The organism is Psychrobacter sp. Sarcosine-02u-2 (assembly GCF_002836335.1).
GTDB classification, from domain to species: Bacteria; Pseudomonadota; Gammaproteobacteria; order Pseudomonadales; family Moraxellaceae; genus Psychrobacter; species Psychrobacter faecalis.
This window is the reverse complement of sequence record NZ_PJBX01000162.1, coordinates 34,965-58,232: the sequence shown is the minus strand read 5'-3', so window position 1 is coordinate 58,232 and position 23,268 is coordinate 34,965. Positions and strand designations below refer to the sequence as shown.

At 44.4% G+C, this 23,268-nt stretch carries 18 protein-coding genes and 1 pseudogene; 11 read left to right on the top strand and 8 right to left on the bottom strand.

Features of this window, described 5'->3' with window-relative positions:
• Positions 1–49: 49 nt before the first annotated feature.
• From CXF58_RS08065 to CXF58_RS08040, 6 genes are all read right to left on the bottom strand, one after another.
• Positions 50–1,318, bottom strand: coding sequence for a putative DNA modification/repair radical SAM protein (locus tag CXF58_RS08065; RefSeq protein WP_102077154.1), 1,269 nt, complete (start codon positions 1,316–1,318; stop codon positions 50–52).
• Positions 1,319–1,549: 231 nt separating this feature from the next.
• On the bottom strand, positions 1,550–2,500 hold the full coding sequence (locus tag CXF58_RS08060) for a hypothetical protein (RefSeq protein ID WP_227514916.1): 951 nt from the start codon (positions 2,498–2,500) through the stop codon (positions 1,550–1,552).
• 555 nt (positions 2,501–3,055) lie between these two features.
• Complete coding sequence (gene greA / locus CXF58_RS08055; RefSeq protein WP_068408815.1) at positions 3,056–3,532, bottom strand: transcription elongation factor GreA; 477 nt, start codon at positions 3,530–3,532, stop codon at positions 3,056–3,058.
• 369 nt (positions 3,533–3,901) lie between these two features.
• Complete coding sequence (gene carB, locus CXF58_RS08050; RefSeq protein WP_102077153.1) at positions 3,902–7,156, bottom strand: carbamoyl-phosphate synthase large subunit; 3,255 nt, start codon at positions 7,154–7,156, stop codon at positions 3,902–3,904.
• Between the two features lie 137 nt (positions 7,157–7,293).
• Entirely contained in the window at positions 7,294–8,526 is a 1,233-nt protein-coding gene (carA, locus tag CXF58_RS08045; protein ID WP_102077152.1) for a glutamine-hydrolyzing carbamoyl-phosphate synthase small subunit, read from the bottom strand.
• Positions 8,527–8,855: 329 nt separating this feature from the next.
• Entirely contained in the window at positions 8,856–9,431 is a 576-nt protein-coding gene (locus CXF58_RS08040) for a phosphatase PAP2 family protein (RefSeq protein ID WP_102077151.1), read from the bottom strand.
• Positions 9,432–9,630: 199 nt separating this feature from the next.
• On the opposite strand from CXF58_RS08040, the gene CXF58_RS08035 reads away from it, so the two are divergent.
• Positions 9,631–10,167 (top strand): gamma carbonic anhydrase family protein, encoded by a 537-nt coding sequence (locus tag CXF58_RS08035; protein WP_102077150.1) that lies wholly within the window; start codon positions 9,631–9,633, stop codon positions 10,165–10,167.
• A gap of 19 nt (positions 10,168–10,186) precedes the next feature.
• Here CXF58_RS08035 and CXF58_RS08030 read toward each other — a convergent pair whose 3' ends face one another.
• A complete protein-coding gene (locus CXF58_RS08030; protein WP_102077149.1) occupies positions 10,187–10,633 on the bottom strand; it encodes a hypothetical protein in 447 nt (148 codons plus the stop codon).
• 214 nt (positions 10,634–10,847) lie between these two features.
• Here CXF58_RS08030 and CXF58_RS08025 point away from each other — a divergent pair, with 214 nt between their 5' ends.
• The 3 genes from CXF58_RS08025 to CXF58_RS08015 all read left to right on the top strand — a co-directional run bounded on the left by CXF58_RS08025 (position 10,848) and on the right by CXF58_RS08015 (position 13,129).
• Entirely contained in the window at positions 10,848–11,549 is a 702-nt protein-coding gene (locus tag CXF58_RS08025; protein ID WP_102077148.1) for an HAD family hydrolase, read from the top strand.
• A gap of 116 nt (positions 11,550–11,665) precedes the next feature.
• A protein-coding gene (prfB, locus tag CXF58_RS08020; protein ID WP_102077147.1) for a peptide chain release factor 2 occupies positions 11,666–12,761 on the top strand; the annotation gives its coding sequence in 2 pieces (ribosomal slippage) (positions 11,666–11,737 and positions 11,739–12,761; 1,095 coding nt in all).
• Positions 12,762–12,844: 83 nt separating this feature from the next.
• Entirely contained in the window at positions 12,845–13,129 is a 285-nt protein-coding gene (locus tag CXF58_RS08015; RefSeq protein WP_102077146.1) for a pyrimidine/purine nucleoside phosphorylase, read from the top strand.
• 90 nt (positions 13,130–13,219) lie between these two features.
• Here the strand turns inward: CXF58_RS08015 and CXF58_RS08010 are convergent, their stop codons facing one another.
• Entirely contained in the window at positions 13,220–13,675 is a 456-nt protein-coding gene (locus CXF58_RS08010; protein ID WP_228706574.1) for a GNAT family N-acetyltransferase, read from the bottom strand.
• 190 nt (positions 13,676–13,865) lie between these two features.
• On the opposite strand from CXF58_RS08010, the gene CXF58_RS14045 reads away from it, so the two are divergent.
• The 7 genes and pseudogenes from CXF58_RS14045 to CXF58_RS07980 all read left to right on the top strand — a co-directional run bounded on the left by CXF58_RS14045 (position 13,866) and on the right by CXF58_RS07980 (position 23,179).
• Positions 13,866–14,192, top strand: a complete 327-nt coding sequence (locus CXF58_RS14045) for a hypothetical protein (protein ID WP_228706573.1) — start codon at positions 13,866–13,868, stop codon at positions 14,190–14,192.
• A 12-nt stretch (positions 14,193–14,204) separates the two neighbouring features.
• Positions 14,205–14,999 (top strand): annotated as a pseudogene (locus CXF58_RS08005) (DNA topoisomerase IB); the annotation flags it as partial.
• A gap of 209 nt (positions 15,000–15,208) precedes the next feature.
• Positions 15,209–16,933 carry an AMP-binding protein gene (locus tag CXF58_RS08000; RefSeq protein ID WP_068408833.1) on the top strand — a complete coding sequence of 575 codons (1,725 nt, stop codon included), beginning with the start codon at positions 15,209–15,211 and terminating at the stop codon, positions 16,931–16,933.
• Between the two features lie 86 nt (positions 16,934–17,019).
• Positions 17,020–17,811, top strand: coding sequence for an SDR family NAD(P)-dependent oxidoreductase (locus CXF58_RS07995; RefSeq protein WP_068408835.1), 792 nt, complete (start codon positions 17,020–17,022; stop codon positions 17,809–17,811).
• 315 nt (positions 17,812–18,126) lie between these two features.
• The gene (locus CXF58_RS07990; protein WP_068408836.1) at positions 18,127–18,717 is read left to right on the top strand and encodes a L,D-transpeptidase family protein; all 591 of its coding nucleotides are present in this window, start codon (positions 18,127–18,129) and stop codon (positions 18,715–18,717) included.
• 435 nt (positions 18,718–19,152) lie between these two features.
• Positions 19,153–21,750, top strand: coding sequence for an ATP-dependent chaperone ClpB (gene clpB, locus CXF58_RS07985; protein ID WP_068408838.1), 2,598 nt, complete (start codon positions 19,153–19,155; stop codon positions 21,748–21,750).
• Positions 21,751–21,928: 178 nt separating this feature from the next.
• On the top strand, positions 21,929–23,179 hold the full coding sequence (locus CXF58_RS07980) for a PQQ-dependent sugar dehydrogenase (protein WP_102077145.1): 1,251 nt from the start codon (positions 21,929–21,931) through the stop codon (positions 23,177–23,179).
• The last annotated feature ends 89 nt before the right edge of the window (positions 23,180–23,268 follow it).

The following is a 23,268-nucleotide window of genomic DNA, read 5'->3' as shown; positions in this document are numbered from 1 at the left end:
CTATTTAAAATAGTGGCAATTAAAACCATGCCGACTAAAACCATGCTGATTAAAACAGCGCTAATTGACCGTTGCGTTGGTCTTTATATTTGGTCTGCGTTTGCGCCAGTACATATTGACGGAAATTATCACGGGTTAAATGCGCCAAATGCTCGTTTTTACCCGTTGTTGCGATAAAGTACTTGGCACGATTGACCGCCGCGCCCATTTTCTTCAAGTGATAAAGCGTCAACTGATTAAACTTACGCGCCTTCACTATCTTTTTAGCGGTTTTGGTACCGATACCGGGAATACGCACAATCATCTCGTAAGTGGCGGTTTGGATATTAACGGGAAAATGCTCGCGGTGGCGGGTTGCCCAAGCAAGTTTCGGGTCGCAATCTAAGTCTAGAAATGGCGAGTCAGGCTCAACGATTTCATGGGCACCAAAGCCGTAAAAACGCATCAGCCAATCCGCTTGATACAGACGGTTTTCACGTATCATCGGCACAGGCGCTCCAATCGCTGGCAGGCGACTATCAGACAACATCGGTACGTAACCTGAGTAATAAACACGTTTTAAATCATATTGCTGATAAAAATGGCTCGATAGCTGTATGACTTGCAAATCGGTCTCATTACTGGCGCCAACAATCATCTGACTGGTTTGACCCGCTGGCACAAATTTAGGTGTTTTTTTATGGGTTTTACGGCTCTCTTTGATAGTGATAATTTCAGTTTTAACGGTTTCCATTGGTGCTTTTAATTCATCATGTGACTTCTCTGGAGCGAGCAATGCCAGACCTGATTTGGTCGGAATTTCAATATTGACACTAAGGCGATCGGCATAAAGCCCCGCTTCTAATAACAATTCTTTTGACGCGCCGGGGATAGTTTTTAGATGGATATAGCCGTTAAAGCGCTCGCGGGTACGCAGTATCTTGGCGACCTCGACCAAGCACTCCATCGTATAATCGCCACTTTTAAAAATCCCTGAGCTTAAAAATAATCCTTCGATATAGTTACGACGATAAAACTGCATGGTTAAATCAACCACTTCCTCGACGCTAAAAGCAGCGCGCAGGGTGTCATTGCTTTTACGTGAGGTACAATATGCGCAATCGTAGATGCAGTGATTGGTCAAAAGGATTTTAAGAAGACTGACACAGCGACCATCTTCGGTATAGCTGTGGCAAATACCGGTTGCTGAAGCATCACCAAGACCACCGCCTTGGTTTTTGCGAGTGCCTGCGGAGGATGAGCAAGAGACATCATACTTAGCAGCGTCCGCTAAGATATTGAGCTTACCTTGTAGTCGTTCATAATTGATGGTTGCCATAAGCGCGATTTACCAAATCATTTATAGGTATGTATTTTAGCAAAATCAGGCTTAAGTCATTATAAAGGTAGGATAATTAGATAAACAAGACGACAGATAGTGTCGCTTGAAAATAAAAAATATTAACAAGTATAGTTGGAGCTTTATTCTTCTTTAAAATGACAAAAGCCTCGCGTTTGCAAGGCTTTAGAGTAATTCTTTAGTAAAATATGATATTTTATAAGGTCGTCATTACTGAACTTTAGCTCGTATAACGACGGTCTGAGCAGCATTTGGACTTAGATCAACCAAGTTCCATTTAAGACCAGAATAGTTTTCTTTTACAACCACGGTATTGCCCACTTTTTGGATAGTTTGATAGCTATCGCCACCAGTAGTCGCAAGCGTTGGTAATGGACTGTTTAGTGACACTAATTGGACACCATTTGGCAATGACACCATCGCATTGATATCAGTAACAGGCTGCGCGGTGGTATTGGTATAAGTGGTGTGATATTCGATGACGTCACCAGGCGCGATATGATTGGCGGGTACGGCCACTTCACGACCATCTTTATTTTTTAATATTTTCATGACTTTGGTTTGGGCATTAACCACACCAGGCGTGCTAAAAGTTGGGGTCAATTGCAGAGTATCTAAAGAGGTAGAAACGATTTGCGTCGTTGCCGGTTGATTAGTGACGACGGTGGTCGTTGGTGTATGGATGACGGGCAACTGGGTCACCGGCGTCACAGGCAAGACTTCGGTCACGCTGGTCGTTGGAACCGCTATGACGTCAACTCTGCTGGTTTGATTAGTGACTTGGTTGGTCACAGGTACGCTCGTGACCGTGGCATTGCCTTGAGTAACGACAGTATTAGCGCCTGAGCGAACCACATAACGGGGCGCAGTACTCACTTGTGTGCGGTAAAACGGCATACCATCTTGCATGGTGATGCCATTCGGCGTCGCAGTGATAACCGCTGTTTTGCCGTCTGAGTAACTTTCGACCACTGTGGTGCTGTTGCTCACAGATGGTACGACCGTGACTTCAGGTGCAGCTTGGGCAGCAGTTAGCGTCAGAAAACTACCCGCTAAGACCATTGATATGGCTGTAGGAATAGTGTTTTTTTTAATGAAGGCGTGTTTAAGCGCTTTTTTATTCGTAGCCTGAAATGCTGGCGTATTGATAGGCGTGGTCATAATAGATTCCTTTAAAATAGCAGTAAATAAAGCCGCTAATGAAGTAGCAAAAAAACAAAATTTAAAAAATAAGGTCGAGAAAAACAACGCTTATATAAGAAAAAACCCCCGTTAAATGAGCATGTAAACCATGTCAAATAACGAGGGCAAAGGTACTTAAGATAGCCAACACTTGCTATCATTCCATCATTATTTTAGTCAAATACTTAGCACTTAATGTGTGAACAATTATGCGCTAAAACGAATTGAGTAAAAAAGCTGTATTGTGTAACTAATACTCTACTAATAATGACGTTGTGTACTATTTTTTGCATCTATCAGCTGCACTAAAAATATATAGTTGAATACAAATAAATCAGATACGTCGCTATCAAATCGTTCAATGAAAAGTTGTTTTTCTTGCGTGCTGTGCCTACGCCGACAGATGCTGCGAAAAACAACTTTTCATCTCGCTGTATCGTTTTTATATCTAATTAACTATACCTATCTACAAAAAAAGCTTTTGTTATCAAAAGCTTTTTTAAGGTGATCTATTTATCTACAAAATAACCAATATTAATCGTAAATCACTTTCATGATTTCATATTCGACTATGCCTTTTGGCGTTTCGATACGGGCTTCGTCGCCTTCAGATTTGCCAATCAAACCACGCGCAATTGGGGAGTTGACTGAGATTTTGCCAGCTTTAAAGTCAGCTTCGTCATCACCGACGATTTTGTATTGTTTTTCTTCTTCGGTATCCATATTTTCGATGACCACACTCACGCCAAATACCACTCGGCCATCATTTGGTAGCGTAGTAGGGTCGATGACCTGTGCAGCGCCAAGCTTGGCTTCGATATCACGGATACGCGCTTCGCAAAAACCTTGTTGTTCGCGAGCGGCATGATATTCAGCGTTTTCTTTTAAGTCGCCATGTTCGCGCGCCTCAGCGATAGCCGCTGTAATACGTGGACGGTCGACACTTTTTAACTGTTTTAGTTCGGCTTCTAGCGCCGCATGTCCTTGTGGAGTCATGGGATAACGTTGCATGTTTTTTCCTTAAACCAATAACACGGGCACCATTTCATGATGAGATGGTGTCAGTGTTGTTGCAATGAGTATGTAATATAAAAAGAATGAGGTTGAGGCTGCGTCCTAAGTAACTGCACACTTAGCGATTAACTATCAGCACGGATACACTTACCGAAAAGACGCCTTAACCTTACGTAATAAAAAGCATAGTCGCAGTTCAGCCACTATGCTTTTTAGGTTTATCTTTTAAAAAATTTATTTTTCTAAAGTACAATTTTTTTAAGTACTATAGTCGTATAAAAACCAGACATAATTTTTGCCAACGCTTTTAAATAAGCGTCGCTATGATGCTTAATCTACTGAAATTATACCATCAAGTCAATAGTGCTAAGCGATAGTCTTTGCTTGTTCATGCAAATCTTGTAGCTTATACACATCAAACGGTAGGTCAATCGCATAAGATTTACAAACTGCATCTGCCGCGCCTAATGTCGTGACGTAGAATACTTTACCTTGTAGGGCACTGCGGCGGATAGAGAATGAATCCTCTTGCGCTTGTTTGCCTTCAGTAGTATTGATAATAAGGTCAATTTTGCCATTTTTCAAGGCATCGACGATATGTGGGCGACCTTCGGTGACTTTGTTAATTTGCTTACATTCAATACCGTTTTCCGCCAGTACTTTTTGCGTACCAGTGGTGGCAACAATGTTAAAGCCAAAATCTAGAAGCTGGCGAGCGATAGGAGTAACTTGTTCTTTATCGCTATCACGCACCGAGATAAAGACAGTTTTGGTTTCGCCCTCAGTTGGTAGACCTGGCAGGCGCTCATTACTACCGATAACCGCTTTGTAGAATGCTTCGCCAAAGGTTTTACCCACACCCATCACTTCACCAGTTGATTTCATCTCGGGGCTCAAGATTGGGTCAACACCCGGAAATTTAGCAAATGGGAATACCGCTTCTTTGACCGCATAAAATGCTGGGACGATTTCAGTGGTAAAACCTTGATCTTTCAATGACGTACCAGCCATACAGCGCGCCGCGACCTGTGCTAATGACGTACCGATACATTTAGATACGAAAGGTACGGTACGAGCTGCACGTGGGTTCACCTCTAGAATGTAAACCGTTTCGCCTTTTACCGCGAACTGAACGTTCATCAAACCGACGACGCCAAGCTCTTTTGCCATCGCAACGGTTTGCGCGCGCATTTTATCGCAAAGCTCATCTGATAATGAGTAAGGCGGCAGTGAGCAGGCCGAGTCGCCAGAGTGCACGCCAGCTTGTTCGATATGCTGCATGATACCGCCAATCACCACATCAGTACCGTCGCAAACACAATCAACATCGACTTCAATGGCATCATCTAAGAAGCGGTCAAGGAGTACAGGCGCTTCGTTTGATGCTTGTACCGCCGTGCGCAAGTAATGTCTTAACTCGTCTTCGTTATAGACGATTTCCATCGCGCGACCACCGAGTACATAAGACGGGCGGACTACTAGCGGATAGCCAACGTCTTTGGCTTTGACCAAACCATCTTCTAAGCTTGTCGCTAACGCATTGGTTGGTTGCACAAGGTTCAATTGCTGAATCATATGCTGAAAGCGTTCGCGGTCTTCAGCGCGGTCGATCGCATCAGGGCTGGTACCGATGATTTTGACGCCAGCAGCTTCAAGCGCACGCGCCAGTTTTAATGGGGTTTGACCGCCAAATTGCACAATCACGCCGTCTGGATTTTCGATACGCACAATCTCTAACACATCTTCAAGCGTGATTGGCTCAAAATACAGACGGTCAGAGGTGTCATAATCGGTTGAAACCGTTTCAGGGTTACAGTTAACCATGATGGTCTCGTAGCCGTCTTCGCGCATGGCAAGGGCAGCGTGAACACAGCAATAGTCAAACTCGATACCTTGACCGATACGGTTAGGACCACCACCGATAACCATGATTTTCTTGTTATCCGTTGGATTGGCTTCACATTCGCTATCGTACGTTGAGTACATATAAGCGGTGCTGGTGGCAAACTCTGCCGCACAGGTATCGACGCGTTTATATACTGGATAAACGTTCAAATCCCAACGCTTTTTACGTAGCTGTTTTTGTGAGACGCCAAGCAGTTTTGCCAAACGTAAATCCGATAAGCCTTTACGCTTAAAGCTACGCAGGTTTTGCTCAGTTAAACCGCCAAAGCCTAGGGCTTTAACTTGTGCTTCGGTTTTGACAATGTCTTCAATTTGTACCAAAAACCATGGATCGATTTTGGTTAAATTAAACACTTCATCGACACTCATGCCGATACGGAAAGCATCGGCAAGATAATAAATGCGTTCAGGCGTTGGAATGGTTAAGCGATTGTTAATCTCGCTACGGGCTTTCTCAATACTAACTTTTGCTAAGTCGATTTGCTCATCAAAACCATCATTGCCGGTTTCCATGCCGCGCAGCGCTTTTTGCATCGATTCTTGGAAGTTACGACCGATTGCCATCACTTCACCAACCGATTTCATCTGGGTTGATAACACACTGTCGGCTTGTGGGAATTTCTCAAAGTTAAAGCGAGGTATTTTGGTCACAACATAATCGAGCGCCGGCTCAAAGCTCGCTGGCGTTTTGCCGCCTGTGATGTCATTTTGCAATTCATCTAGGGTATAACCAATCGCCAATTTGGCAGCGATTTTAGCAATCGGGAAGCCGGTTGCTTTTGATGCCAATGCCGATGAGCGTGAGACACGCGGGTTCATCTCGATGACGACCATACGACCCGTGTCAGGGTTGATACCGAACTGGACGTTTGAGCCGCCTGTTTCCACACCGATTTCACGCAGTACGGCTAATGAAGCATTACGCATGATTTGGTATTCTTTGTCGGTCAAAGTTTGTGCTGGGGCGACTGTGATTGAGTCGCCGGTATGCACGCCCATTGGGTCAAAGTTCTCAATCGCACAAATGATGATGCAGTTGTCGTTTTTATCACGAACCACTTCCATCTCATATTCTTTCCAACCGATTAGTGACTCATCAATAAGCAATTGATGGTTCGGTGATAAGTCAAAACCGCGCTCACAAATCTCGATAAATTCGTCGCGATTGTACGCAATACCACCGCCTGAACCGCCCATGGTGAATGACGGACGAATGATGCACGGATAGCCCATTTTTTCTTGGGTTGCAAAGGCTTCTTCCATGGTTTCAGCGGTTTCAGCACGCGGGCACTCAAGGCCGATACGCTTCATGGCTTTATCAAATAAGTTGCGGTCTTCTGCCATCTCGATTGAGTCTTTGGTCGCGCCAATCAATTCACAGTTGTATTTGGTCAAGACGCCATGTTTGTCTAGGTCTAAAGCACAGTTTAGCGCTGTCTGTCCGCCCATCGTTGGCAGGATAGCATCCGGACGCTCTTTAGCAATGATTTGCTCAACCGTCTGCCAGGTAATCGGCTCGATATAAGTCGCATCAGCCATGACAGGGTCGGTCATGATGGTTGCAGGGTTTGAGTTGACCAAGATGACGCGGTAGCCTTCTTCTTTTAGCGCTTTACACGCCTGCGCGCCTGAGTAGTCAAACTCACATGCTTGGCCGATGACGATAGGGCCTGCGCCAATGATAAGAATGCTTTTTATGTCGGTACGTTTTGGCATAGTTAGGGCTACCTTCGTTATATGATGTTTTAATTGGTTTATATTTGGATAAAACAGTATTTAAAAAATACTATTGTGTTTTGTGTGGGTCAGCTTAAATCATCGAGCATGATCTAAGCTGTAAAAGAATATCTATTTTATGCTTTAGCCTTTTCCATCATATCCGCAAACCTATCAAACAGTGGCGCAGCATCATGTGGGCCAGGGCTGGCTTCTGGGTGACCTTGGAAACTAAAGACTGGCTTATTGGTCAGCTCAATCCCTTGGTTAGTACCATCAAATAATGAGCGATGGGTAGATTTAACGTTATCAGGCAAGGTGTCTTCATCAACGGCAAAACCATGGTTTTGACTGGTAATCATCACCGTACCAGTGGCCAAGTCTTGTACTGGATGGTTGGCACCGTGATGACCGGTTTTCATTTTAATGGTGTTGGCACCGCTGGCAAGACCGATTAGCTGATGACCTAAGCAGATACCAAAGGTTGGAATGTCGGTTTCTTCAATGATATGACGGACCGCATCGATAGCATAGTCACAAGCAGCTGGGTCGCCAGGGCCATTTGATAAGAAGATACCGTCTGGATTCATTGCAAGTACGTCTGCGATAGGGGTTTGTGCGGGTACGACAGTTACATGACAACCACGGTCTACGAGCATACGTAGAATATTGGTTTTGCTACCGAAGTCGTAGGCGACGACGTTGTATTTTGAGTCGACATGGGTGCCAAGCTGTTTAAAGAAACCGCCTGTACCGCTATCATGGCTACCCGGTACATCACGGTTAAGCAGAGTATCTGATAAATCCCAGCTGCCCGCTGTCCACTCAAACGTCGTTGGCGTACAGCATTCTTTTGCCAAGTCCATGCCTTCGATGCCAGCGAATTCTTGCGCCAATTTAATCGCTTGAGCTTCGTCGTCGCTGCTAATCGTTGCGCCGTTAGAAGCGGTCATGATACAACTGTTTTGTGCACCTTTATCACGTAATAAGCGCGTCAACTGTCGGGTATCGATATCAGCAATGGCAACCGTATCATGGTTCTGTAAATAATCCGTCAATGACTCAGAGTTGCGGAAGTTTGAAGTGACCATCGTCGCGTCACGAATAATAAGCCCTTCAGCCCATACTTGATGGCCATTACCAGACTCGACATCTTCAGCGTTGGTGCCGGTATTGCCGATGTGCGGATAGGTGAGGGTGACTAGCTGGCGCGCGTAACTTGGGTCGGTTAGGATTTCTTGGTACCCTGTCATGGCTGTATTAAATACCACCTCACCGACACGATGACCAAGACTACCGATACTCAAACCGCGAAAAATAGTACCGTCTGCTAGTGCCAAAATTGCTTGTATTTCTGCCGATGAATTCAAGGGTTGCCTCCGCTGTTATGGGTGAGTGCCGTGATGTTTTATGGTAAAAATGTTGCGCTAAAATGGCTTTTTAGAGGTATTTAAATACTGCTAAATACACAAAAAAAAGGGCTGAAGCCAAATTTTTTCCACAAAAAAGCGAGAAGACATCATAGATGAAAAGGTACAGGATTCACTAAGGGTGAATGAGTAACTTGCATCATGTCCGCTCGCTTTGGCACAGATTTTGCGCATTATACTAGAGTTTTGCGTTAAGGGCTAGCATCTTATCTCTTCTGTTATTTCTAATGTCTGTATTTAGTGCTTTCAAATGGGATAAATAAGTGCTATTAAAAATTATAATGCACCGACACCCCATAATAGTCGGGTGCTAAATTGGTAGCGATGTGCAATTGGTCGTCATAATAGCTTTTGGTCAAATACATACTACTGGCAACCCCTAATGCTGCCCCTGCGACCACGTCGGCCACATCATGCTCATCGGCTTCAACACGACTATAAGCTACGAAACCTGCGCCAATATACGCAGGAATACTGTATTCTAAGCCATAGCGTTTATGGATAAAGCTGGCACCCTGAAACGCCATCGAGGTATGACCAGAAGGAAAGGAATCCTCATCACGGCCATTGGGTCGCTCTTTATCTATCACCGATTTTAGGACTTGCGTCGTAGCAACGTTAGTGGCAAATGAATAGTAAAATTGCTGACGACCCTCTTTATCATCCATATAATAAGTGCTACCGTAAGCAGCAGCTGGAATGGCAAAGGCCAGCACATCGCCTACCTTACTAGTAGTGCTACTGTCTGCGTGAGCAGGAAGAGTGACGATAACGCCACTGGTTAATAGGACGCTAGATAATAAGATGGTCGTTGGATGCTTTTTACTGCTTTTATAGATAAACATGGCGGCGAGCCTAAAGAGGATTTATTGGCGGCATTATACTATAAAGTTTTTATAAAATAGTTTTTATAAACTTTTAAAACTATTTATGACTTACAAGCTTTACACCATGTTTATTTAAGACAAGACTACAACGCCATCATTTTTTACCACACTTTTACTATTTATAAACGTTTATGAAAATAATGACTAAGGATGGATGATGATTTATCAATATTTAGACAAAACGCCAGAGTTTGCAGTCCCATTTGATGGTTGGGTTGCTGATACTGCACGGGTGATAGGCGATGTGTATTTGGGTCATAAGGCCAACGTCTGGTTTGGGGCGGTGATTCGCGGTGATAACGAGCGCATTCATATCGGTGATTATAGTAACGTGCAAGAAAACAGCGTCATTCATACCGATGCAGGGATTGAGGTTAAAATCGGCGATTACGTCACCATTGGCCATTTAGCGATGTTGCATGGTTGCGAAGTTGGTGATAATAGCCTGATTGGTATCGGTGCGGTGGTGTTAAATAATGCCAAGATCGGCAAAAACTGTATCATTGGTGCCAAAGCCTTGGTCACCGAAGGTAAAGAGATACCGGATAATTCACTGGTGATGGGCGCTCCTGCAAAAGTGGTCAAAACCTTAAGCGATGAGCAAGCGGCAATGTTAAAGCTATCAGCTATGCATTATGCGGAGCGCTGTCAGAAATTTAAAACTGGCTTAACAGAAATAGCGATGCCTGATTGAGGTATCAGAAAGCGGAATTTTATGCCATTAGCATCATGATAAGCCAAATAACGGCAAAAATGATAATGCCGATAATCAGGCCGCGAAAGATATCATGGCGAATAGAATGGTCACTAAGATAATGATTATTACCGGTATCGTCGATATTTAAGGCATTAACGCTTTCAGCACCGGCGCTTTTACCGACGATAAAACCTGTTAACGCCCCCAAAATTAGCATAAACGGCGTAAATAGCCAGAATATCTCGCCATTGCCCATACCGGCTATTGAGCGAATAACAACGATGGCAAGGTCGATAAGTAAGCCGCCAAAACCATATAACAGAGCGTTTAACAGCGCATAAAGTAGACGCTCTAAAGGCGATTGATAGCTTTTGCCTAACTGCCGTCGCCTGATTTCTCTGATTGAGCGGGCAGGAGGTCGCGGTCGGTTAGACAAAGCAGTTTTATCATCAGTCGCTTTCATAAATTTCTCTATTTTTATTATTCAGCAGGCTAAAGATAAGCTAATGGGATATTAAAGTAAACAAGTTAGCATAATTTTGTTTGGCAAACAGTGGGCTTCTAAAAGTTTATTCAGCAAATTTTATATTCATTACTCTTTATTTTAAGCTCTTTATTTCAAAAATCATTTATATCTAAAAAATCATTCCTTTAATAAACAAGAATAAGGTTCCATTATGCAGGCAACACAAGCAGGACAGGCTCCAAAAGAGTTGGCACTTTTTGATTTAGACCATACTTTACTCGATGTCGATAGCGATTACCTATGGGGTGAGTATATCGTTAAGCATAATCTGGTTGACGAAGCTGAATATCGCACCGCCAACCAAAAGTTTTATCAAGATTATATCGAAGGTACGCTTGATGCGACCGAATATAATGAATTTGTCGCACAATTCTTAAGTAGCTTACCGATGGACAGGCTGCATGAGCTGCGCGAAGACTATATTAAGACGGAAATCGAGCCGCATATTCGCCCAAAAGCCATGGAGGCGCTCTGTCATCACGTCGAGCAGGGTCACGACGTGGTGATTATTTCTGCCACCAATGATTTTGTAGTGTCGGCGATTGCTAAGCGTTTTGGTATTGAAGAGAGTAATGTACTATCAACGCCACTTGAGATACAAAACGAGCGTTATACCGGTAAATTAATCGATAAGCCCAATTTTAAAGAAGGTAAAATCTACCATCTAGACAAGTGGCTTAATAAAAAGCAATTAGCGGGTATCACTTTTGATAAAACTTATGCCTATTCAGATTCCAAAAATGACATTCCATTACTCGAATGGGCGGATGTGGCTATCTGCGTGTCACCCGATGATGCCCTGCATGCGCACGCGCTGGCCCATCGCTGGGCAGTAGAAGATTGGTCGATTTAGCTGGTCTATAACTATTTAATATACAGGTAGTACTAATTAGCCAACTATTTAGCGTCAATCTCATTTAAAATAGCGCCATATCAGTAAGATATTTATTTAAAAAGACAGGAAACTTTATGGAAATCAATCCGTATCAAGAACGTATCAAAGATTTATCTGAGCGTGGGCAGGATTTGCGGAGGTATCTTTGACTTCGACGGTAAGCAAGAACGCTTAGAAGAAGTCAATTTAGAACTGGAAAACCCCGAGCTATGGAATGATCCAGAGCGCGCGACCAAGATTAATAAAGAAAAAAGCCAGCTTGATGGCGTCATCGACGTGGTGGTTTCGCTTGAAACGACTTTAGCAGATGCCGCTGCCATTCTTGATTTAGCAGTAGAAGCAGAAGACGAATCCTTGCTTGCGGATGTGCAAGCAGAGCTCGATAATGCAGAGAAACGCGTTGCTGATTTAGAGTTTCGCCGGATGTTTAGCGGTGAGATGGATCCAAACAATTGCTACTTGGATATTCAGTCAGGTAGTGGCGGCACCGAAGCGCAAGATTGGGCGGAAATGCTGCTGCGGATGTATACGCGCTGGGCCGAGTCTCATGGTTTTAAGGTCGACGTCATTGAAGTATCGTCAGGTAGTGTGGCTGGGATTAAGTCAGCGACGATTGAGATTAAAGGCGATTATGCCTTTGGTTGGTTACGTACCGAAATTGGCGTGCATCGCTTAGTGCGTAAATCGCCATTTGATAGTAATAATGGTCGTCATACCTCGTTTGCTGCTGTTTTTGTGTCACCTGAAATTGATGACAACGTCGAGATTGATATCAACCCAGCCGATTTGCGTATCGATACCTATCGCTCGTCAGGCGCGGGTGGTCAGCACGTGAACACCACCGATTCTGCGGTGCGTATCACTCACGAGCCAAGTGGCGTGGTAGTCACTTGTCAGAACGAGCGCAGCCAACATGGTAACAAAGCGACGGCGATGAAAATGCTCCGTGCCAAGTTATATGAGCTTGAGATGCAAAAACGTATGGAGAGTCAGCAAGCGGTTGAGGATAATAAATCTGATGTCGGTTGGGGCAGTCAAATCCGCTCTTATGTACTCGATGACTCGCGTATCAAAGACTTGCGTACTGGTGTTGAAACCTTTAATACTGGCGCGGTATTAGATGGCGACCTCGATCAATTTATTGTAGCAAGCTTAAAAGCTGGGCTGTAAATTTAGGCTACCATTAATGCCATTTGAAAGACAGTTTTTAAGACAACTTTGAAAGTCCAATCAATATTTAATTAAGGAAAATTATGCCAAGCGTTAATAACTATTTTGATAATAAAGTGACTTCTATTGCTTTTCAAACAGCGACCCTGCCAGCTACCGTCGGCGTGATGGAAATTGGTGAGTATGAGTTTGGTACTAGCGAATTCGAAACCATGAGCGTAGTCAGTGGGGCATTGACGGTCAAATTGCCAGAAAGCGATGAATGGCAAACCTTTAAGGCTGGCGAGCAATTTACCGTTGAAGCCAATCAGAAGTTTCAAGTAAAAGTAAACGTTGAAAGTGCTTATTTATGTACTTATGGTAAATAATCGTTTTTAGTTTAGATTTGTGTCGTAAAAAAACGCCAAGCGTTTAACACTTGGCGTTTTTTTATAGCTGTGTTTTTAGATAAGTTTAAGTCATAAATCTTTGCGATATTGCACCATATCAGTTTTAATAGCGATTACATCATAGAGTTTGCGCGCCGTCGCATTGCCTTCTTGCGTCGTCCAATAAACACGGTTGCAGTTTTTGTTATTGGCAAATTCATACACCTGTTCGATCAGTGCGCGTCCAACGCCTTGCCCGCGAACCGCCTCACTAACGTATAAATCTTCTAAGTAACAGCATTCTGTCGTATTCCAAGTATTTGGATGTAGCACCACATGCGTGATACCTACTAGTATGTCGTTCTGCCATGCGCCAAAACCATAAATCGGCATATCGTCATCAAGCAGGTTGCGCCATGTCTTTTCTGTAGTACTTGGCGGTAGGCGAGTTTCATAAAAGGTTAAATAATTTTGCCACAATTTTAACCAAGCGTCGTAATCCGCTTTAGACAATGGAGCTATAAATAATGAGGCTATTTTTATCAAAGTATTTGTCATTATATTTATTTGACTTAAGTTGTGGGGTTCAGCGAATTATGGCTTAAAATCTCATCGTTTAGAACCTTTCAAAGCGGTGTTTTACACATCGATTACACTTTGCTTGTGGCAAACAAACAGCAAAAATAGCCGCAATTCATTATCCTAAAACGACTATTTGACTAATTGAGTATTTTTTATGGCGAAGCTAGATGACCAAACAACCATGCAAGATGTGCGCCATGATTATGAACATTTGGCGCGCTTGGCCAACTTACGCTACGTCAGCGACGATGAGCCGGGGTTTACGCGTAGGCGTTGGGGCCGCGGCTTTACTTATAAAGACGCCACCGGCAAAACGGTCAAAAATAAAGCGTTACGCCAGCGTTTTGATGCGCTGGTGATACCACCGATGTGGTCAGAGGTTTGGATATGCCAAGATGATAAAGGTCATCTGCAATCGACAGGCCGCGATGATAAAGCGCGCAAGCAGTACCTATATCATCCCGAATGGAATCGCGTGTGAGACAATGCTAAGTTTGCAGCGATGATAGGCTTTGCTGAAACGTTGCCAAACCTGCGAGCGCAAGTCGAAAAAGACTTGGAAGCAGCGCCACTATCACGCGCCAATGTACTTGCCGCCGTGGTTAAATTGCTGGAAACCACCTTAATTCGTATCGGTAATAGCCGCTATGCCAAGCTCAATAAAAGCTATGGCCTCAGTACGTTACGCAGCAAGCACGTCAGCGAAACGGATAATGGCTTGGCGTTTGATTTTGTGGGTAAAAGCGCTAAAGAGCATCATATTGAACTGCAAGACGAGCGTTTAATTGAGATTGTACAAGCCTGCTCTGAGCTTCCTGGTTATCAGATTTTTAAATATTTGGATGATAATGGTGATAAGCAAGTCGTCGATAGTAGCGATATCAATGACTATATACGGTCGCATACTGGCGGTCATCATAGTGAGGGCAAGACATACAGCAGCAATGTATATAGCGCCAAGGATTTTCGTACTTGGATGGCAAGCGTCCTTGCGGCCAGTTATTTGTACGACGAGCTGCAGACTGTCGAGGGCAGAGAAATATTAGCCAGTGAGCCTAATAGTAATGAGCGCCAGCAGCTGGTCGTTGATATGGTTAAAGTGGTGGCAGAAGAGCTTGGCAATACGCCTGCTGTTTGCCGAGCATCTTATATCAATCCGGTTATTATCGAGCGCTTTTTAGCAGGGCAGTTTTTTGAGTGTTATAAACAAGCACGCCGTGGCCGTACCAAACAATATCAAAGCTGTGAAGAGAAAGCGCTGCTAGGCTTTTTAAATGCTATTCAATAAACTTATTTTTAGCAAAACTCGTATTAATTTCTGAAAATGATACGTTATGTATTGATATAAATATAAAAATGCGTTACTAATAGAGTATACGCATTTTAATATGCGCGAACCATAAGAGCAAATAGTGACTAGGATAGGACTGTTTGACTTCTAATAAAGTGCTGATATCGTCTATCGTCAGCGACTCTCTATTGCTAAAGGATTAGCTTATGAACACCACATCTTCCAATCATTCGTCCGCAAACTCTACTAAAGATACTACCCACACACCAACGAGCTACAACGATTACTATCATAATTTTGATATGAATGCGTTATTGGCAGAAATCTATGGCGAGCATTTAGATGACCGTTTAAATGCTTATATGGCCTGCTGCGGTCGTCATGTGCGTGATGGACGCGGCGATAATCTAGCCTTAGTGCATGAAGATACCGCTGGCAATGTGACGCGCATGACTTTTGCTGAGCTTGATAAAGCCAGTGCGCAAGTGGCCAATTTATTAACATCCTACGGCGTACAAGTTGGCGACCAAGTAGCGACCATGCTACCGCGTACCCCTGAGCTGCTCACCATTGTACTAGCGACTTGGCGGATTGGCGCAGTCTATCAACCCCTATTTACCGCTTTTGGCTATGATTCGATTAAATACCGCATGGATAAAGCCAATACCAAAGTGGTTTTTACCAATATTGATAATCGTAGTAAATTTGAAGACTTAGCCGAGCAAACCAAAATGGTCATGGTTGGCAGTAAGAATAATGCGCAAGCTGATAATGAAAGCAAATGGTCTGATGATAATTATGCTCAGATGATGGCGACCCAGCCGCAAACGCTAGAGGCTGTTTTGTTAGATGAAGATGCGCCGTTTTTGCAAATGTTTACCTCAGGTACGGTCGGTAAATCAAAGGGCGTCAGTGTGCCGTTATCAGCGTTATCTGCTTTTTATCTGTATATGCGCTATGCGATTGACTTGCGCGCCGATGATAACTACTGGAATATGGCCGATCCCGGCTGGGCGTATGGGCTATATTACGCGATTACGGGACCTTTACTGATGGGCGTCACGACTTACTTTAACGAGGCGGGCTTTGATGCGGCTAATACTCTTGACTTTATGGTTCGCCATAAAATTACCAATTTAGCTTCTTCGCCAACGGCGTTTCGGATGATGAAATCGAGCGGTGTGTTTGAGAAATCACATGACGATGCTAGCGCCCGTTTAGCACTGCGCTGTGCCAATTCAGCAGGCGAAACTTTAAATACCGAAGTGGTTAATTGGGTTGAAACCTATTTAAACTGCCAAGTAAAGGACCAATATGGTCAAACAGAGACGGGCATGACCTGCTGTGCGCACCATGCATTAGCACATGAATGTCCTACTGGTTCGATGGGCATGGCGCTACCGGGTCACACACTCGTCGTATTAGGTGATGACATGCAAGTATTGCCTGATGGTGAACAAGGACAGCTTGCCGTAGTGGTTAGCCAATCGCCTGCGTTTTATTTCCGCGGTTATAGCTGGAATGAAAAAGACGCCTTTGTGGATGATTACTATTTGACTGGCGATGTGGTCGAGCGCCATAGCGATGGTAGCTATTGGTTTTCTGGGCGTGATGATGACATTATCATTACAGCAGGTTACCGCGTAGGGCCGACAGATGTGGAGAATACCGTGCTTGAGCATGAGGCAGTGGCAGAATCCGCAGCAGTTGGCATACCAGATGAGGTGCGCGGTCATACGATTAAGTCTTATGTGGTGCTAAAAGATGGCATCGAAGGGACGGATGAGATTGCTAAAGAGATTCAAGACTTGGTACGTAAACGTCTATCGACGCATGCTTACCCGCGTGAGGTTGAATTTGTGTCGGAGCTACCAAAAACGCCAAGCGGTAAAATCCAGCGTTTCTTGTTGCGTAGTTTGTCTGCGGCATAAATGAGTCGAAGCATTCATATTATTTGAAAATAATAAAATAGTTAGCCTATAAGAATAGTAATAAAACATCCATTAAAGGAATTGTTATGCAAATTGAACAACACAGCTTTTTGGTCACAGGCGGTGCGTCAGGTTTAGGTGAGTCAGTGGTTCGCGCTATCGTGAGTCAAGGCGGCAAGGTCGTCATTGCTGATTTGAACGAGTCAACTGGGCAAGCTTTGGTTAATGAGCTGGGTGATAATGTACGCTTTGCACGTTGTGATGTGACCAGTGGCGATGAGGTGCAAGCGGCTGTTGAAGTGGCGGAAAAAGAATTTGGCGGTCTGCAAGGTTCTATTAACTGTGCAGGTATCGCTGTGGTGCAAAAGCTGCTGGACCGTGATAACAACCCAGCAGATCTCGATGCTTTTAGTCGCGGCGTCAATATTAATCTTGTCGGTTCTTTTAATGTCGCGCGTCTGGTCGCAGCCAGTATTGCAAAGCGTGTAGCAAATGCCAATACCGCAGACAGCTCCGTAGAGAAGAACGCTGATAATGGCGTCATTATTAATACGGCTTCTATCGCAGCTTTTGATGGGCAAGTCGGGCAAGCGAGCTATTCATCGTCAAAAGCAGGTGTCGTCGGTCTCACTTTACCGCTAGCACGTGAGCTGGCACGTCATGGTATTCGCGTGATGACTATCGCGCCGGGCGTCTTTGCCACACCGATGATGGAGACCATTCCTGAAAAAGCGCGCGAGCAACTAGAGGCGGGCGTACCTTATCCTAAGCGTCTGGGCAATCCCAATGAGTTTGCCAAGTTGGTCATGCATATCATTGATAATGCCTATCTCAATGGAGAAGTCATTCGCTTAGATGGCGCGATTCGTATGGTGTAATGGTATTAACGCAATTTTTATGTTCAAAAGATCCTAGGGCGTGTCCTCATTTTGAAAATAGTGATAAAAATGAGGTAAATTGCTGTCAAACAAGGAAAGTAGCGCAAATAATATCGAGATATTAATAAGCTATTTGACGATGTTTGGCAAAACTTAGCTATTTTTAGGCCATTTAGAAAGTAAACGATTGAATTGAGGACACGCCCTAATGTTATCCATGAAATTTTCACAAAAACTGGCATAGTGCTTTGGTAAGTTAATAGCGTGGTATGTTGCCATTTCACTTTCTAACGCTAAACGGAGTTATTAAAGCCTATGTCATTTCTTTCTCTACATTTTAGTAAAAAGCCGCGTCGATTGTTTGTCGTGATAGGACTGGGACTGACCACTATTATGAGCACCAGTGCGATAGGGTATGTGAAAACAGCCTCCTCGGATGCAAAAAGTACAGGCAATAATGGTCAGCCTATTTCCAGCACGGTGGTTATCGATAAAGTTTTTGTCGATAAATCCGATCGTATTTTGCAGCTATTGAGCGGTGATAAAGTCATTAAGTCCTATCGTATTGCGCTAGGGGATAGTCCGGTTGGTCATAAACAGCAGCAAGGCGATGAGCGCACACCCGTGGGGGCGTACATCTTAGATTATAAGAATGAGAACTCTATTGCCCATCGCTCCATCCATATAAGCTACCCCAATGCTGCGGACAAAGCTCGGGCACGATCACGCGGCGTCCATCCTGGTGGCGATATTATGATTCATGGGCAGATGAACGGCTTCGGTCATCTAGCATGGATTAGCCAACAACGTGATTGGACCGATGGTTGCATTGCCGTCACTGATAATGAGATGGATGAGATTATGGCGGCAGTTAAGGTTGGTACATCGATAGAAATTGTAGAATGAGCGTTATGTTAATGCTGGCTATCGTGTAGTAAATTTCTAGCAGTTACAGCGCATTAAAATCTTTGCTATAGCTGTCTCTTGCTTGCCTTTCATTGTTGAGCAAGCCTCTCTTTTAGTTGTTTTTTTTATTTATTCTCTTGAAATATTCTCTTAGTGTGCCTATTGATAGTTTGTGATAATATCATTGCTATGGGTAAGGTTTTTACCTGTATAAAATCTTACTATTTTTCAGTATTTACTAATAAGTCATAGATATTGATTGACAAATTGCATAAGTAGGTTGAAATCTTGTATGTTATACCCTATATATATAACAACTAACGGTGATTGAGACACGATAAAATTGACGATAAGCGCTATGTTTTAAACGCTGCGCGTTCGGTATTTTATGTTGCATTCACTGACTGATAATACTAATTATAAAAGGACACAATTATGAGGTTCGAAAAATTTACCCAGAAATTGCAATCAGCCATTCAAGAAGCACAGAGCCTAGCATTGGGACGTGACCATACAGGTATTGATCCCGTGCATCTGCTTGCAGTATTGCTACAGGATGAGTCTAATTTATCTATCTGCCAACAAGCAGGCGCGTCTATTCCTGCGCTAAAAAATGGCGTGGCAAAGGCGCTCGACAATCAAGCAACGATTAGTGAGCCAACAGGTGACGTTAATTTAAACCCGAATTCGGTTAAAATTTTGAACTTGGCAGACCGTCAAGCACAAAAAGAAGGCGATGATTTTATCGCGACTGAATGGGTGATGTTGGCACTTGCTGAGCAAGGCGACACCAAAAAGATATTTGAAAGTGCTGGGGTGACGGCAAGTAAACTAAAAGCGGTCATTGAGCAACTGCGAGGTGATGAAACCGTGAATAATCAAAATGCTGAAGATCAGCGTGATGCGCTGAATAAATATACGATTAACTTAACTGAACAGGCGGAACTTGGTAAGCTTGACCCTGTGATTGGTCGCGATGAAGAGATTCGCCGTACCATTCAGGTGCTCTCGCGCCGCACCAAAAACAACCCCGTGCTCATCGGTGAACCGGGTGTCGGTAAGACAGCCATCGTCGAAGGCCTAGCACAAAAAATCATCAATGGTGATGTACCAGAGGGACTACGCCGCAAAGAAGTGCTGTCGTTAGATCTAGGCTCATTGATTGCGGGTGCAAAATTCCGTGGTGAGTTTGAAGAGCGACTCAAAGCGGTACTCAGTGACTTGTCAAAGCAAGAAGGCAATGTCATTCTATTTATCGATGAGTTGCATACTTTGGTAGGTGCTGGCAAAGCCGATGGTGCGATGGATGCTGGTAATATGCTAAAACCAGCGCTAGCACGTGGTGAGCTACACTGTGTGGGCGCAACGACGCTAGATGAGTACCGCCAATATATCGAAAAAGATGCCGCGCTTGAGCGCCGCTTCCAAAAAGTATTGGTTGATGAGCCAACGGTTGAAGACACCATTGCGATTTTGCGTGGTCTAAAAGAGCGTTATGAGCTGCATCACGGTGTCGATATTCAAGACAGCGCGATTATTGCCGCAGCGCGCATGAGCCATCGTTATATTACCGATCGCAAATTGCCAGATAAGGCGATTGATTTAATCGATGAAGCGGCAAGTCGCCTGCGCATGGAGATGGACAGCAAGCCTGAAGCGCTTGGTAAGCTCGATAGCCGTTTGATTCAGCTAAAAATGCAGCGCGAAGTACTCAAAAACGAAGAAGATGCCGGCGCACAAGCAGAGCGTAAAGTGCTCGATGCACAAATTGAAGAGCTAGAAAAAGAGTACGCCGATCTCAATGAGATTTGGCAAGCGGAAAAAGCGCTGGTTAAAGGCAGTCAGCAGCTAAAAGACGAGCTGGACAAAGCGCGTATCGCTTATGACAAAGCCAGCCGCGAAGGTGACTACGAGACCATGAGTAAGCTGCAGTACGAGACGATTCCACAGCTTGAGCGCCGTATCACAGAGTCTGATTTGGCCGAGCAAAAAGAGCTGGCAGGTGATAATGGCGGTGCCAAACTGCTGCGTAATAAAGTCACGGACAACGAGATCGCAGAGGTGGTGGCAGCCGCGACGGGAATTCCTGTCAGCAAAATGCTGCAAGGCGAGCGTGACAAGATGTTGGCTATGGAAGAGAAGCTGCATGAGCGCGTCATCGGTCAAGATGAAGCGGTCAAAGCAGTCGCCAACGCTGTGCGTCGTAGCCGAGCTGGGTTATCTGATCCCAACCGCCCATTGGGTTCGTTCTTATTTTTAGGGCCTACGGGGGTTGGTAAAACTGAGCTGACCAAATCACTGGCCAACTTCTTGTTTGATAGTGAGGATGCCATCATCCGTATCGACATGAGTGAGTATATGGAGAAACACAGCGTCAGCCGCTTAGTGGGCGCGCCTCCAGGCTATGTCGGTTATGAAGAGGGCGGTACGTTGACCGAAGCGGTACGCCGTAAGCCTTATAGCGTGATACTGTTTGATGAGGTCGAAAAAGCGCATCCTGATGTGTTTAATATCTTGCTACAAGTATTGGACGATGGTCGCTTAACGGACTCACAGGGTCGCGTGGTCGACTTCAAAAACACGGTGATTGTGATGACCAGTAACTTAGGCTCACACAAAATCCAAGAGATGGTCGGCGAGAGCTATGAAGACATCAAGTCTGAGGTGATGGATTCGGTCGGACAGCATTTCCGCCCAGAGTTTGTCAACCGTATCGATGAGATTGTGGTATTCCATCCGCTTGGCATGTCGCAGATGGCTGGTATTGCTGACATTCAGTTGCAGCGTCTACGTCAGCGTCTCCAAGAGCGTGAGATGGATATCGAGCTGTCAGCCGATGCGATGAACAAACTAGTCGCTATTGGTTACGATCCTGTGTATGGTGCGCGTCCACTCAAACGTGCTATTCAGCAAGAGATCGAAAACCCATTATCATTGAAACTGTTGGCCGGTGATTTCGTCCCAGGCGATATTATCAAAATCGATGTCGGCGCTGATGATAAGCTAACGTTTGATAAGCTTAGAATGAGCTAAGGTTAAATATCATTTGCTGAATGGTATAAACCTAAAAACCCTTTACTTATCTATATCTTATATAGGCAGGTAAGGGGTTTTTTTGTGCCAATATTATTTACCGTTTGCGCGCTTTGATTGTGGTATAAATAACGATAAGGCACATAAAAAGACGGCAAAACTAAGGAGATAAATCAGGATGATAACCTATGAAAAATCAACAAATACGCCATTACTATTATCATTAGTCATGACGTCACTGCTGTTTAGTGCTTCTGCATGCTCCAATCCTGCCGCCGTCAATACCAATAAAGATTTGACCGAGTATAAAGAAGGACAAGCCTCTGTCGAAGAGTCCCTAGCCAATACTGAAAAACCTACCTTTACAACCAAGACGGTTGCTAGCTTTGACGAGCCTTGGGCAATGACCGCATTACCTCGCATTCATAATCAGCCACTCAGACTGCTCATAACCCAAAAAGCAGGCGAGCTTTTGATTGTTGATACGGCAACAGGTGTAAAGACAAGCGTTAATGGTGTGCCAAAAGTAGCGTATGGCGGGCAGGGCGGACTTGGCGATATCATTCTTGCGCCGGATTTTGCTACTTCTAATAATATCTATATCAGCTATGTCGAGGCGGGCACAGGAAGCGACAGTAATAAATTTGGGGCAAAAGTTATCAAAGCCACATTAACGGGCTTAGATACTGACGCGCCACGCTTGCAAGCCATAACGCCCATCTGGGAGCAAACCCCGAAACTAAAAGGACGAGGGCATTATAGCCATCGCTTGCTTTTTTCACCTGACGGGCAGTATTTATATATCAGCTCAGGTGAGCGTCAAGAAAAAACACCAGCCCAAGATATGAGTGTGAATCTGGGAAAAATTATCAGATTACATGGCGATGGTTCAGTGCCAGCCGATAATCCATTTGCACAAAATGGTAGCGACATTGCCGCCCAATTTTGGACGATTGGTCATCGTAACGTACTTGGTATGGCGTTCGATGATAAAGGTAGGTTGTGGGCGCATGAAATGGGGCCGCGCGGTGGTGACGAATTTAATCTGATAGAAAAAGGCAATAATTACGGCTGGCCCGTGGTCTCGAACGGACGCAATTATTCCGGGACGGATATCCCTGATCATGATACGCGCCCTGATTTCGTCGCGCCAAAAATATCGTGGACGCCTGTAATATCACCGTCGTCGATTAGCATTTATCAGACTGGTAAATATAATGATTTCCCAGCGTGGCAAGGTAATGCCCTTATCAGCGGCTTGTCATCAAAAGCGCTTATCGTGGTTAAGTTTGCTGACAATAACGGCGCTGCCGAACGCTACCGCTATGATATGGGTGAACGAATTCGTAGTGTCTTAACTGTCGATGGGCAAGTGTGGTTATTAGAAGATGGCGATAAAGGTAGGCTGCTGCAATTACTACCTCGATAGCCATTTAAATAACTAATTAGACTGCGAGTCATATTACTAATAAAAGAGTCTAGTCGCCCTTATCTTGTAGTAAATTGATAATTAGGGCG

Excerpts from the sequence above, each read along its gene's own strand:
- CXF58_RS08065 (WP_102077154.1), bottom strand. The coding sequence starts at position 1,318 with ATGGCAACCATCAATTATGAACGACTACAAGGTAAGCTCAATATCTTA.
- CXF58_RS08060 (WP_227514916.1), bottom strand. The coding sequence starts at position 2,500 with ATGACCACGCCTATCAATACGCCAGCATTTCAGGCTACGAATAAAAAA.
- greA (WP_068408815.1), bottom strand. The coding sequence starts at position 3,532 with ATGCAACGTTATCCCATGACTCCACAAGGACATGCGGCGCTAGAAGCC.
- carB (WP_102077153.1), bottom strand. The coding sequence starts at position 7,156 with ATGCCAAAACGTACCGACATAAAAAGCATTCTTATCATTGGCGCAGGC.
- CXF58_RS08040 (WP_102077151.1), bottom strand. The coding sequence starts at position 9,431 with ATGTTTATCTATAAAAGCAGTAAAAAGCATCCAACGACCATCTTATTA.
- CXF58_RS08035 (WP_102077150.1), top strand. The coding sequence starts at position 9,631 with ATGATTTATCAATATTTAGACAAAACGCCAGAGTTTGCAGTCCCATTT.
- CXF58_RS08030 (WP_102077149.1), bottom strand. The coding sequence starts at position 10,633 with ATGAAAGCGACTGATGATAAAACTGCTTTGTCTAACCGACCGCGACCT.
- CXF58_RS08025 (WP_102077148.1), top strand. The coding sequence starts at position 10,848 with ATGCAGGCAACACAAGCAGGACAGGCTCCAAAAGAGTTGGCACTTTTT.
- CXF58_RS08015 (WP_102077146.1), top strand. The coding sequence starts at position 12,845 with ATGCCAAGCGTTAATAACTATTTTGATAATAAAGTGACTTCTATTGCT.
- CXF58_RS14045 (WP_228706573.1), top strand. The coding sequence starts at position 13,866 with ATGGCGAAGCTAGATGACCAAACAACCATGCAAGATGTGCGCCATGAT.
- CXF58_RS08000 (WP_068408833.1), top strand. The coding sequence starts at position 15,209 with ATGAACACCACATCTTCCAATCATTCGTCCGCAAACTCTACTAAAGAT.
- CXF58_RS07995 (WP_068408835.1), top strand. The coding sequence starts at position 17,020 with ATGCAAATTGAACAACACAGCTTTTTGGTCACAGGCGGTGCGTCAGGT.
- CXF58_RS07990 (WP_068408836.1), top strand. The coding sequence starts at position 18,127 with ATGTCATTTCTTTCTCTACATTTTAGTAAAAAGCCGCGTCGATTGTTT.
- clpB (WP_068408838.1), top strand. The coding sequence starts at position 19,153 with ATGAGGTTCGAAAAATTTACCCAGAAATTGCAATCAGCCATTCAAGAA.
- CXF58_RS07980 (WP_102077145.1), top strand. The coding sequence starts at position 21,929 with ATGATAACCTATGAAAAATCAACAAATACGCCATTACTATTATCATTA.